Here is a 12,657-nt window from a genome sequence, read left to right as displayed (position 1 = left end):
TATGAAATTCGACACTCCTGCCGGTTCCAACCCCATCGATCAAGGCAAGGTCGTCGGCAAGCCCGTCGACCGCATCGACGGGCCGCTCAAGACCACCGGCCAAGCGCCGTATGCCTACGAACATCATGATCTGCCGGGCCGCGCTGCCTACGGCCATGTCGTGGGCGCGGGGATCGCCAAGGGCACCATCCGTAGCATCGACCTGAGCGCCGCGCGCAACGCGCCCGGCGTGCTCGGGATCGTCTCTGCGCAGAACGCCGGCAAACTGCACAAGGGCAAGCTCAACACCGCCAAGTTGCTGGGCGGCCCGGAAATCCAGCATTACCACCAGGCAATTGCAGTGGTGATTGCCGAAACCTTCGAGCAGGCCCGCGCAGCGGCGCAGCTGATCAAGGTCGATTACGGCCGCCATGTCGGCGCATACGATCTGAAGAAAGCGCGCGATGGCGCCAAGGTCAGCAAGGAGGGCGGGGCCCCCAATAGCGCCGTCGGCGATTTCGATGGCGCCTTCGCCGCGGCGCCGGTGCAACTGGATGCCGAGTACACCACGCCCGATCACTCGCACGCGATGATGGAGCCGCATGCGTCGACCGCGATGTGGGACGGCGACAAGCTGAGCGTGTGGACGTCCAACCAGATGATCAACTGGGGTGCGCGCGACCTGGCAGTGACCTTGGGCATTCCGCGCGAAAACGTGCGCATCATGTCGCCGTACATCGGTGGCGGTTTTGGCAGCAAGCTGTTCCTGCGTGCCGATGCAGTCCTGGCTGCGCTGGCTGCGCGCGAAGTCAAGCGTCCGGTGAAGGTGATGCTGCCGCGCCCGCTGATCGCCAACAACACGACACATCGTCCGGCGACCGTGCAGCGCATCCGCATCGGTGCCGAGCGCGATGGCAAGATCACCGCGATCGCACACGAAAGCTGGTCGGGCGACCTGCCCGAGGGCGGCCCGGAGATCGCCGCCGCGCAGACGCAGTTGCTCTACGCCGGGGCCAACCGGCTGATCGCGACCCGGCTGGCCGTGCTCGATTTGCCGGAAGGCAATGCCATGCGTGCCCCCGGCGAAGCGCCCGGTTTGATGGCACTGGAAGTGGCCATGGACGAAATGGCCGAAAAACTCGCGATGGATCCGGTCAAGTTCCGGGTCGTCAACGATACGCAGGTCGATCCGGAAAACCCGCAGCGCCCGTTCTCGCAGCGCCAGCTGGTCAAGTGCCTGCAAGACGGTGCCGAGCGTTTCCAGTGGTCCAAGCGTAAATCCAAGCCGGCCAGCAACCGCGACGGGCGCTGGTTGGTCGGCATGGGCGTGGCGGCCGCGTTTCGCAACGCGCCGGTGATGACCTCCGGGGCGCGCATGCGCCTGGAGCAGGGTGGTCGCGTGGTGGTGGAAACCGACATGACCGATATCGGCACCGGCTCCTACACCATCATCGCGCAGACCGCGGCCGAGATGCTGGGCGTGCCGCTGGACTGGGTGGACGTGCGCCTGGGCGATTCCAGCTTCCCGGCATCGGCGGGCTCTGGTGGGCAGTGGGGCGCAAACAGTTCCACCGCTGGCGTCTACGCAGCGGCGGTGAAGCTGCGCGAAACCGTCGCCAAGCAGTTGGGCCTGGACCCGGCCAAGGCCGAATTTGCCGATGGCCATGTACGTGCCGGCGGCAAGCGCATTCCACTGGGCGATGCTGCGTCCAATGGCGCCCTGGTGGTCGAGGACAAGATCGAGTTCGGCGACCTGTCCAAGACCCATCAGGTGTCGACCTTCGGCGCGCACTTTGTCGAAGTTGGCGTGGATGTCACCACCGCCGAGGTGCGTATCCGCCGCATGCTCGCGGTGTGTGCGGCCGGACGCATCCTCAATCCCAAGTCCGCGCGCAGCCAGGTCATCGGCGGCATGACCATGGGCGCGGGTGCGGCGTTGATGGAGGAACTGGCGGTGGACAAGCGCTTCGGGTTCTTCGTCAATCACGACCTGGCCGGTTACGAAGTGCCGGTGCATGCGGATATTCCGCATCAGGACGTGGTGTTCCTGGAAGAAAGCGACCCGATGTCCTCGCCGATGAAGGCCAAGGGCGTGGGCGAGCTGGGAATTTGCGGCGTGGCGGCAGCGATTGCCAACGCGGTCTACAACGCCACCGGCGTGCGCGTGCGCGACTACCCGGTGACGTTGGAAAAGCTGCTGCCGCATCTGCCCGAGCAACTGCGCGCGTGAGTGCAGTCGTCGCTCCTGCCACGCATGCAGCGCCGGCCCAGCCGGCGTGGCCGGCATGGCCGAGCTACGCATTGCACGACGATCTGCTGCCGGTGCTGACCGCTTGGCACCGCGCCGGCCAGCGGGTGGCGATCGCGACCTTGATCGACGTGCAGGGCTCCTCGCCGCGCCCGCTGGGAAGCGAGATGGCGATCGCGGCCGATGGCCGGGTTGCCGGTTATGTCTCCGGCGGTTGCGTGGAAGCGGCCGTCGCGCATGAAGCCATGGGCGTATTGCGCGATGGGCAACCGCGATGGCTGGACTATGGCGAGGGCAGCGATGTGCTGGACATCCAGCTCAGCTGTGGCGGGCGCATTGGCGTGCTGGTCTGGCCAGTGCCGGATCTGGCCGAGCATCTCGCACGCTGGCGCAATGCGCGTCAGCACCGCCGCGCGTTTCATGTTGCGCTGGATCGCAGGACCGGAAGCGTGCGCTATCCCGCCCATGTGCACGATGTGCGTGCCGGCGAATTTCTGCGCGTCCATCGCCCGCCCTTGCGGCTGGTACTGGTGGGTGCAGATCCTGCATTGCTGGCGCTGGTGGCGTTGGCCAATCAAATGGGGATCGAGGCGCGTGTGCTGCGTCCGCACGGGCCCAGTGAGCCGCCGCCCGGCCTGGCGCCGGAACACTACGATCGCCGCAGCTTGCGCGATGCGTTACGCGATCTGCAGCTGGACGCCGGCACAGCCCTGTACAGCCTGGCGCACGACAGCGAGATCGATCTGCAGGTCGCGTGCCGCGGCCTGGAAACCGATGCAGCATGCATCGGCATCCTGGGCAGCCGGAGCAAGCGCGACAGCCGCCTGCAGGCGTTACGTGCGCTGGGCTACGACGAAGCTGAGCTTGCGCGTTTGCGCCTGCCGGCGGGTTGGCGAATGGGGCGCTCATCGCCGCATACCATCGCGTTGGGCATCATCGCCGAAGCCACGCAGGCAGTGACGGACCTGCACATCGGTGCGGCCAGCGCTTAGGTCGTCGTGCATCTGTCGTATGGTTTGTCGTGCCGCGCCTCGTAGGCCTTGGCGGTTGCCCGCAGCGCTGCTTCGTGCAGGTAATCCATCCCGACACAACGCCGTGTGCGTGCACGCATTCCGCGCTAATCCGCACTCCGCATGGTGCGTTGACGCCTGCTACGCATCAGCGCAAGCATCGCATGCGGTCGATGCGTTGCGCAGTCACTCCGCACGCACAGCGCGGCCTCTACGCTGAGTCTGTCTCCATCACGCACGACGTCGCCATGCCCCTTGTTCTCTCGCTTTGTGACGTTGTGTCGTGCGATGTGCCAGTTGCCGGATCGCCACGCGTTGCCGTGTGCATGCACGCAACGCCTGGCGACGCACGCAGCTTGCATCCGGCACGCAGTTGCCGCGCTACGTGCGTCGGTTGCGACGCGCCTGGCAGGCGCCGCGCATGAGCAGCGACCATGCCGCATTGATATTGGCAGCAGGCGCGGGGAGCCGGCTCGGCCGCTCCAAGCAGTTGCTGATGCGCGACGGCGAACCATTGCTGCGGCGTGCTGCACGCATCGCATTGCAGACCGCACCACTGCGCTGTGTCGTCGTGCTGGGCGCCGATGCCGACAGGCTGGCCGACGTCCTGCAGGGGCTGGAGGTGGAAGTGCTGCGGCATGCCGACTGGTCTTCCGGAATGGGCTCCAGCCTGTCCGCACTGCGCCGGCATGTACAGGACGATCCGACGCTGCGACGCAGCCTGATTTTGGGGTGCGACCAACCGGCACTGGAGGCGCCGCACTTACGCGCCTTGCTGGACGAAGCTGAGCGTGCCACTTCGCGGTGTGCCACCAGTGGCTATGCGGGCGTGCGCGGGATTCCCGCGGTGGTGACCCACACCGCCTGGGCAGACGTTGCGCTGCAGGGCGATAGCGGTCTGCGCGCGCTGTTTGCGAGTCTGGATGTGCAGACGCTGGGCTGCGTCAGCGCACCGGCGCTGGCGCTGGACGTGGACACGCCTGCGGATCTTGCGGCAGCGCAACAACGCGGTTGGGTAGACCGGGATTGAGACGCGATGACGGGTATCGGCCACCGATTTCCGACAGCCTGCTGCGCAATGCGCCGATGCCGATCAGGTCCAGAGCACCAAGGCTTCCCTGACCACCAGAACGTAGCCCACCACCATCGCGGTCTTGACCGGAAACTGGAACTTTCTGAGCAGATACATGCCAACCCTCCCCAAGGTCTGGTTCGAGCGCGCCTTGATTCCTGCAAGCCGTCGGCGCTCCTGTGGCGGCTGCCTGTGAAGATTTCTTCACGCCTCGTCGCGGAATGTAGCGCCCAGCGTGAACTGTGTCACGTAAGAATTTTCCTACTCGGATGCCAGTGTCCGCCCGACGGTGTCGCCATGCGTAAAACCGCATGCTCGCTATGCCAAACGCGGAGCCATCGGCCACTCTCCCGCGGCCCCTTGAGTAAGGGCATGTTGGCTACCGGAAGTGGCGTGGCTTGCCCCAATCCCTGGCGTGGTGCGCCCGTCCGGCGCGTCCGCTGTGTTTGACCGCTGTACTCACCGGCCGGAGGCCATATGGACCAATCCCGCTACGTCGTACGCATTCGTCCCGAGCAAGGCAGCTGGTGGGTGACCCGCCCGGAATGGTCGCCGCTGCGCTACCTGCGCGAGCAGGGCGCCCTGGAAAATGCCGAGCTGATGGCCAAGCTGCACTGCCTGACCACCGGCCAGCCCAGCGGCGTGGTCCTGGATACCGCCGACGGCGAACGCGTGGTGCGGCGCTACGGTTAAGCGCTGGTCCGGCGCCCGGCGTCGATCGCGATGGCCGTATGGCCGCATTTCAGTCTGGCTGCGGCTGTGCGACTACGAGGCTGTGTCGGCTTCTGCCAACCTACCGGTCGCGGCAGCAAGCTGCCGATAACGACAAGGCGCGCGCTCGACGGACTGTTCAACCGCCCATCCGCCTGGCATGGAAATGCGGCGCGCCGCAGATGGACCGGTTGCGATCGCCAGACCCGCTGCGCTCAGATTGTCCGCAGGGTTTGCGTGACCGCCGCGGTCGGCTAGATTCGTGGTCATCGGCCGCTCCTGGCCCGATCCGCGTCGGCGGCCCTCTGTCCGGATGACCGCCCGCGGTGAATGCGCCTGCGTCTGCACTGATTCAAAACGATATCGTCGTCTTCGGCCTGATCGCCGCCACTCTGGGGGCGGTGTTCTGGACCTCCTCGCGCGAGCAAGGCCCGTGGCGGCGCTTCTATGCCGTGGTGCCGGCCTTGTTGCTGTGCTACCTGCTGCCCGGGATCTACAACACCGTCGGGCTGATCGATGGCGCCAACACGCGCCTGTACAACCCCATCGCCCGCGATGTGCTGCTGCCGGCCGCATTGATCCTGCTCACCCTGAGCATCGATCTGCGCGCGATCCTGGGGCTGGGGCCCAAGCTGGTCGCCATGTACCTGGGCGCGTCACTGAGCATCATGCTGGGCGCGGTGGTCGCCTTCTGGGTGATGCGATGGCTGCACCCGGCAACCGTCGCCGGCGACACCTGGGCGGGCATGGCCGCACTGGCGGGCAGCTGGATCGGCGGTGGCGCCAACATGCTGGCGATGCGCGAAGTGTTCAATGTCGATGCGACCACGTTCGGGCAGTTTGCGGTGGTCGATGTCGGCGTCGGCTACGTGTGGATGGCGGCGTTGATTTTCCTGGCCGGACGCGCGCGCAAGATCGATGAGCGCAGCGGTGCCGACACCCGAGCGCTGGACGCCTTGCAGGAGCGCATGGCGCGCTTCCAGGCCGAACATGCGCGCATCCCCAGCCTGGCCGATCTGATGGTGATCGTGGCAGTGGCGTTTGGCGGGGTCGGGTTGGCCCACGCGCTGGCCAACCCGTTGGCGGCGTGGTGCAAGGCGCAGCTGAGCTGGGCTGGCCAGTTCAGTCTGGATGCGCCGTTCGTGTGGGTGGTGGTGCTGGCGACCAGCCTGGGACTGCTGCTCAGCTTCACGCGCGCACGGACCCTGGAAGGCGCGGGCGCCTCCAGGATCGGCGCGTTGCTGCTGTATTTCCTGATCGCCTGCATCGGCATGCAGATGGACCTGCTGGCGCTGCTGGATCGGCCGTGGCTGTTCCTGCTCGGGCTGATCTGGATCGCCGTGCACATCGCCTTGTTGTGGGCGCTGGCGCGCTGGCTGCGGGTGCCATTCTTCTATTTTGCGATCGGCTCGCAGTCCAACATCGGCGGCCCGGCGTCTGCGCCCGTCGTCGCTGCGGCCTTCCACCCGGCGCTTGCACCGGTGGGTGTGCTGCTGGGCACGATGGGCTACGCCACCGGTACCTATCTGGCCTATCTGGTCGGCATCACCCTGCGGGCGATGGCCGGGGCAGGCTAGTGCCGCGTTGCGCTGTGCGGCCGGCGTCATGGGGCTGCTGCCTGGAACAGCTGCATGCGCTTTCCCGGTCGGTTTACCGCAGCAGAGCCGTCGCCCATTTCCCCGACGCTTTCCGCGCCGCACGCGTCCACGGGACAAGGACTGCGTGCGGCACGGTTTGCCAGGCCCTCTAGTGCTGCATCACGCGGCGCTGCTCTTCCTGCTGCTGGGCAGGTTGCTGGTTGTGCTGCTGCAACTGGCTGACATTGCCTTGCGCAGGCTCATTGGCAGCGGATGCGGTCTGCACATGGCTGCGCAGATGCGCCGGGTCGTCCATGCGGCCTTGCACCGCAATCAGGCTGTCGCCATCGCGGTTGGGGACCAGGTGATCGATCCGCTGCAGGCCGTCGTTGCCTGCACGCGCGGCCACGCTGGCAGCAGTGTTGAGAAACGCGGTGTCGTCACGCAGCCCCAGCCGCTCGCGTTGGCCATCCAGTTGCACGACCGCGTCGTTGAACAACCGGCTGCCGGGTTGCAGCGACGTGCCGCGTGCCTGGTCCGGCGATTGCATGTCCTGCGCCTTGATCACCGAGTCCATCCCGTGCAGGTCCAGACGGTGCTTGAGCATCATGCCGGGCACCAGACGCTGCCCGAACGAGAGCGGGTCCGGCTCCGGCAACTGGATCTGGTGACCGGCCGCGTTGGGCATCGTCCACTTCAGCGGAATGCTGTCTTCCTGCAGATGGGTGAGGATTTCGTTCTTAACGTGGTAGCCGCGAATCAATTCATCGCTGGCATATTGCTTGGCTGCCGCCGCATCCAGGCCCTCGCGTTCGAGGGTGCGGTCGTTGACGCCGGCCGCGTTGTACGTCACTGCGGGAATGTCGTTGACCATGGCCGATGCAGACGCCAGACCACCGCCCAGCGAATGGCCGGAGATCACCACCTGGTCGCCAAAGGCCTGTTTGGCCTGGCTGCCGAGCTGGATTGCCGATGCGTATTGCGCATCGGCAAAGCCCAGGCCCTGGCCGATGTTGTGCTTCCAGTCCTTGCCTTCGTCGGTGCCGCAAAAACCGAGCACCACCTGGCCTTGATCGTTGCGATAGAACGCGGCATCGAAACCGCTTTTGGCATCGTGCAGCAGGGCCGGATCGATGCCGGCCTGCTGCAGCGCACTGTCGTCCATGCGCGACCAGCCGTTGGCCAGCGGCGCAAAGGTTTCGGCGCCGCCTTCGCGACGTTGGTTTGCAGTGGCGTAGAGATCTTGCAACAGCTCCGGAAACTGCCGGTCCTGCGGTTGCGGTTGTTGTCCGCGCATCGACTCTGCGAACGGAGTGGGTGCGGCGGTGGAAGAGATGGATACTGACGTGGGCATGCGCGGCTCCTTGCGTGCGTCGTACGGAAAGCGCGCTTAGCGGCTGCTTTCCACGGGAATGTTGTGGGCGCTCAACCATGTACGCACATCCGACCTGACCTGCTGTCCGGTGGCATTAAGCAGGCGGTCCGGCGTGGTGAAGAAATACGCCTGGAAGGTTTTCTGCTGTGCATTGCGCACCGTGGGGTCCACGCCGGCCTTGAGCAATTGCAATACTGCCGGGCTGGCGGCGCCGCTCTGCGCGGCCAGATGCAGCAGGCTGTTACCAGTGTGGTCGACACGCTGCACGTCGGCGCCGGCATCGAGCAACAGGCCGATCTGCGCATCGCGCTTGCTTTGCACCGCGCGGAACAGCGGCGTCCAGCCGGCACGTGCGCTGACCACATCGATCGGCGCCTTGTGCTGCAGCAGAATCTTCAGGTACTCCGGATCCTGCGCCATTGCGGCCATGTGCACGACCGTTTCCTGGTCCATGCCCGGTAACGCGGGGTCGGCGCCCGCGTCGAGCAGGGCGTCCAGGGCGCGTGGTTGTTCGTTCCAGATCGCCCATTCCAGCAAGGTCACGTTCTGATCGCCGTGTGCGGCCAGATCGACGGTGGGGGCGAGCGTTTTGATCCGCGCAACATCGCCGTGCGCGACGGCGTTGGCGATGTCGGTCAGACCGGGGTCGCGGAAGGCGACGGCGTGGTCCTGCAGCGTAGCTGACATGGTGGTTTGCTCCTTGGCACCGGGCGAGGCGGTGCATGAGACCGCGAAAAACGAGGTCGCAAGAACGAGCAGGGCAGAGAATCGCGGTTGCATCGAAATCTCCTTCTCCTGATCGCATTCCTGATGGCGCTGCGGCAAGTCCTTCCGCAGCGGGCCTGATCCTACCAGCTGTAAAAATCGCAAGCGGTAAGATTTCGTGACATCGGCGCGGAGGCGGGGCGTCTGGTCGGGACTGCTTGACGACGGGCCTTCCAGGCGAATGCGTGTGCGTAGTTGTTACCTGTACTAGCGCCGGGCCACAGCCGACGGTCACGACCGGGCCGGCATAATGGCGCTTTGCAAGCAGCAAGCAGATGGGTGCAATGGCGTACGAGCTACTGATCAGTGACTGCGATGGGGTTCTTGTCGACAGCGAAATACTGGCCGACCGGGTGATGCGCGAGGCGCTGGCAGCGTTCGTGCCGGCCGAGCCGTTGGAACATCTGCTGGAAACCACGTTCGGGCAGACCACACGCGAGGTATTGCGGCGGGTGGAGGAACACTTTGCGCTGCAGTTGCCCGAGACCTTGCTGGCACAGATCCAGGCGCGCAGCGAGGCCTTGATCGCCGCCGAGGTGCAGCCGATTGCGGGTGTGCGCGCGGCATTGGAGCAGATCCCGCTGCCGCTGGCGGTAGCCTCCAACAGTCGCCGCCACAATGTGATCGCTTCGGTCGAACGGGTGGGGCTCACTGCGCGCGCGGCGGGACACATCTTCGCCGCCGATATGGTGGAGCGGCCCAAGCCGGCGCCGGATGTCTATCTGTTGGCTGCCCGCACCCTGGGTGTTGCGCCGGAGCGCTGCCTGGTGATCGAGGACAGCCCCACCGGTGCGACTGCCGCGTTGGCGGCCGGCATGCAGGTGCTGGGTTTCACCGGTGCCAGCCATATCCCGCAGGGACATGCCGACACCTTGCGTCGCCTTGGTGTGCTGGCGGTGTTCGACGAGATGCGCGATCTGCCTGCGTTGTTCGAGCGGCTTGCGCAAAAACGCGCTGGCTGAGGCGCTGACAGGGTCTCTTGGATGTCAAAAGCCCGATGAGTCGTGCGCGCGGTGCCCTCACCGATCGCGGGACACGCCGCAAGTACGTCCATGTAGGCGCGGTGGCGGCATCCATGCCGCCACACGGTCCCGCAAGCGGCGAGGGCACCGCACCAGACAGTTGGTCGGCGCTCGTTTGAAAAGCTGTCTGTAGTGCGGCGCCCCCATCAGACATGGAGCCGATACGTCATGATCGGACAGGCGCATCCAGCAGGGCGCTTCCATGCGCACCGACCAACTCGACTGGTCCTTGCCCGCCCACCGTCGCGGGACCTTACGCGGCATGGATGCCGCGTAAGAGCCTCCATGGACGGATTCACGGCGTGTCCCGCGACGGTGGGCGGGCAAGGGCCCTGCAGCCAGCGCGCAGATCAACCGCCCTACAACTGATCCATTGGCAAGGCCGGCCATCAGCCGCCCGGCCTTGCGGCGTGTCTGCGGTGATGAGTGCGAGAGGCCCCCTTGCGGCCAACCCCAAGCCATCAACGCAACAGGGCGCGATTCGCATCGCGCCCTGTTGCGGTTCCACTAGACGATCGGCCACTCTCTGATCAGACACTCGTCCGATCAGCAGCAGCGGAACCCGCTCTTGCCGCCGTAACGCGCATCCTGGCGTTCGCGGAAGAATGCCGGGTAGTCCATCACCGGTTTGTCGGGATGTTTTTCCAGCATGTGGCGCACGTAGTTGTCGTAATCAGGAATGCCGCAGCACAGGCGTGCAGTCTGTATCAAGCGCCTCCAGATGCGGCGATGCACCTGGTACTGGCTGGCAAGAACGAGTTGGGTGCCCATTACAGATCCGCCATCTGGTGTGGCTGCAAGGCCACGTACGGAGTTTCGCGGTCGCTGCGTTGCGGAGTGCGGCGCGCGATCACGATCGTCTTGACCGCATAGATCAGGATCGAGCCGACCACGAACAGGAACAGCACGGTCAGCCCGGTGTTGACGTAGGCATTGGTGACGATCTGCTGCATCTGCGGCACGGTCTTGGCCGGTGCGGTGATGGTGTTGCTGGCGATGGCGGCCTGGTACTTGTGCGCCTGCGCCAGGAAGCCCTGCGCCGGGTTGCTGTCGAAGATCTTGATCAGCCCGGCATAGGTCGTGCATAGCAACAGCCACAGTGCCGGCACGATGGTGACCCATGCATAGCGGTCGCGCTTCATCTTGAACAGCACCACGGTACCGAGCATCAACGCGATACCCGCCAGCATCTGGTTGGAGATGCCGAACAACGGCCACAGGGTCTGGATGCCGCCGAACGGATCGATCACGCCGGTGTAGAGCAGATACCCCCACAGCGCCACGCAACCTGCGGTGGCGATGATGTTGGCGGCCCACGATTCGGTCTTCTTCAGGGCCGGGATGAAGTTGCCCAGCAGGTCCTGCAGCATGAAGCGGCCTGCACGCGTGCCGGCATCCACTGCGGTGAGGATGAACAAGGCTTCGAACAGGATGGCGAAGTGATACCAGAACGCCATGGTGTCTTCGCCCGGCAGCAGCTGGTGCAGGATCTGTGCGATGCCCACCGCCAACGTGGGGGCACCGCCGGCGCGCGCCAGGATGCTGTGCTCGCCGATGTCCCTGGCGGTGGCTTCCAGCACGTCCGGGGTGATCGCAAAGCCCCACTCGGAGACCTTGGCCGCAACCGCGATGGTGTCGGTGCCGACCAGCGAAGCGGGGCTGTTCATGGCGAAGTAGATACCCGGCTCGATGATCGAGGCCGCCACCAGCGCCATCACCGCCACGAACGATTCCATCAGCATGCCGCCGTAGCCGATGTAGCGCATGTGGCCTTCGTTGGCGAGCAGCTTGGGTGTGGTGCCGGAGGCGATCAGCGCGTGGAAGCCGGACACCGCACCGCAGGCGATGGTGATGAACAGGAACGGGAAGATGCCGCCCTTCCAGACCGGGCCGTCGCCGGTGGAGGCGAACTGGGTCAGGGCCGGCATCTTGAGATCGGGCATGACCACCAGGATGCCGATCGCCAGCGCCAGGATGGTACCGATCTTGAGGAAGGTGGACAGGTAATCGCGCGGCGCCAGCAGCAGCCACACCGGCAGCACCGAGGCGACGAAACCGTAGCCGATCAGCATCCAGGTGATCTGCTTGGCGGTGAAGGTGAAGGCCGGCCCCCAGGTGGGGTCGGCGGCGACCTTGCCGCCCAGCCAGATCGCGCCCAGCAGCAGGATCAGCCCGACCACCGAGATCTCACCGATCTTGCCGACGCGGATGTAGCGCATGTACACGCCCATCATGATCGCGATGGGCATGGTGGCGATCACCGTGAACATGCCCCACGGGCTCTCGGCCAACGCCTTGACCACCACCATCGCCAGCACCGCCAGGATGATGATCATGATCAGGAAGGCGCCGAACAGGGCGATCGTGCCGGGCACCTGACCCATTTCCTCGCGCACCAGATCGCCCAGCGAGCGCCCGTTGCGGCGGCTGGACAGGAACAGCACCACGAAGTCCTGCACCGCGCCGGCAAACACCACGCCCACCACCAGCCACAGCAGGCCCGGCAGGTAACCCATCTGCGCGGCGAGCACCGGGCCGACCAACGGTCCTGCACCGGCAATGGCAGCGAAGTGATGCCCGAACAAGACGTGCTTGTTGGTGGGGACGTAGTCCAGGCCATCGTTGTTGGACACCGCCGGCGTGGCGCGGGTGGGGTCGAGCTGCATCACCTTGTCGGCGATGAACAGGCTGTAGAACCGGTAGGCGATCAGATAGATCGACACCGCCGCCACCACGATCCACAGCGCGTTGATGTGCTCGCCACGCCGCAGCGCCACGGTACCCAGACAGAACGCGGCCAGCAGCGCGAGCGCGCCCCAGGCCAGCTTCGAGAACCCTTTCATGCATGCCCCTCAGGAACGATTCGCTCAAGGGTCCCCCCGTGCCCCGGCTGCGGTC

10 protein-coding genes are annotated in these 12,657 nt (G+C 65.6%); 6 read left to right on the top strand and 4 right to left on the bottom strand.

Annotated elements, in window-relative coordinates; translation table 11 throughout:
* The first annotated feature begins 1 nt into the window (after position 1).
* The 5 genes from paoC to VZ068_RS14280 all read left to right on the top strand — a co-directional run bounded on the left by paoC (position 2) and on the right by VZ068_RS14280 (position 6,597).
* Positions 2-2,209 carry an aldehyde oxidoreductase molybdenum-binding subunit PaoC gene (gene paoC / locus VZ068_RS14300; protein ID WP_349655664.1) on the top strand — a complete coding sequence of 736 codons (2,208 nt, stop codon included), beginning with the start codon at positions 2-4 and terminating at the stop codon, positions 2,207-2,209.
* Positions 2,206-3,219 (top strand): XdhC family protein, encoded by a 1,014-nt coding sequence (locus VZ068_RS14295; RefSeq protein WP_349655663.1) that lies wholly within the window; start codon positions 2,206-2,208, stop codon positions 3,217-3,219. Before paoC ends, VZ068_RS14295 begins: the two co-directional genes overlap by 4 nt.
* Before the next feature lie 439 nt (positions 3,220-3,658).
* Positions 3,659-4,267: a nucleotidyltransferase family protein gene (locus tag VZ068_RS14290; RefSeq protein ID WP_349655662.1), complete on the top strand. Its 609-nt coding sequence runs from the start codon at positions 3,659-3,661 to the stop codon at positions 4,265-4,267.
* 519 nt (positions 4,268-4,786) lie between these two features.
* Complete coding sequence (locus VZ068_RS14285; protein WP_046965284.1) at positions 4,787-5,002, top strand: hypothetical protein; 216 nt, start codon at positions 4,787-4,789, stop codon at positions 5,000-5,002.
* 344 nt (positions 5,003-5,346) lie between these two features.
* Positions 5,347-6,597: a DUF819 family protein gene (locus VZ068_RS14280; protein WP_349655661.1), complete on the top strand. Its 1,251-nt coding sequence runs from the start codon at positions 5,347-5,349 to the stop codon at positions 6,595-6,597.
* 169 nt (positions 6,598-6,766) lie between these two features.
* On the opposite strand, the gene VZ068_RS14275 is transcribed toward VZ068_RS14280, so the two are convergent.
* Together VZ068_RS14275 and VZ068_RS14270 are read right to left on the bottom strand one after the other, a co-directional pair.
* On the bottom strand, positions 6,767-7,951 hold the full coding sequence (locus VZ068_RS14275; RefSeq protein ID WP_349655660.1) for an XVIPCD domain-containing protein: 1,185 nt from the start codon (positions 7,949-7,951) through the stop codon (positions 6,767-6,769).
* Positions 7,952-7,987: 36 nt separating this feature from the next.
* On the bottom strand, positions 7,988-8,797 hold the full coding sequence (locus VZ068_RS14270; RefSeq protein ID WP_349655659.1) for an ankyrin repeat domain-containing protein: 810 nt from the start codon (positions 8,795-8,797) through the stop codon (positions 7,988-7,990).
* 224 nt (positions 8,798-9,021) lie between these two features.
* Here VZ068_RS14270 and VZ068_RS14265 point away from each other — a divergent pair, with 224 nt between their 5' ends.
* Complete coding sequence (locus tag VZ068_RS14265; protein ID WP_349655658.1) at positions 9,022-9,699, top strand: HAD family hydrolase; 678 nt, start codon at positions 9,022-9,024, stop codon at positions 9,697-9,699.
* 606 nt (positions 9,700-10,305) lie between these two features.
* On the opposite strand, the gene VZ068_RS14260 is transcribed toward VZ068_RS14265, so the two are convergent.
* Together VZ068_RS14260 and VZ068_RS14255 are read right to left on the bottom strand one after the other, a co-directional pair.
* Positions 10,306-10,530 (bottom strand): CstA-like transporter-associated (seleno)protein, encoded by a 225-nt coding sequence (locus VZ068_RS14260; RefSeq protein ID WP_005926176.1) that lies wholly within the window; start codon positions 10,528-10,530, stop codon positions 10,306-10,308.
* On the bottom strand, positions 10,530-12,602 hold the full coding sequence (locus VZ068_RS14255; protein ID WP_259151601.1) for a carbon starvation CstA family protein: 2,073 nt from the start codon (positions 12,600-12,602) through the stop codon (positions 10,530-10,532). Before VZ068_RS14255 ends, VZ068_RS14260 begins: the two co-directional genes overlap by 1 nt.
* Positions 12,603-12,657: the final 55 nt, after the last annotated feature.

Origin of the sequence: Xanthomonas sp. 10-10 (assembly GCF_040182365.1) — a bacterium.
GTDB classification, from domain to species: Bacteria; Pseudomonadota; Gammaproteobacteria; order Xanthomonadales; family Xanthomonadaceae; genus Xanthomonas; species Xanthomonas arboricola_F.
Note: the sequence above shows the minus strand (reverse complement) of the source record. Positions and strands in the feature narration are given on the sequence as shown.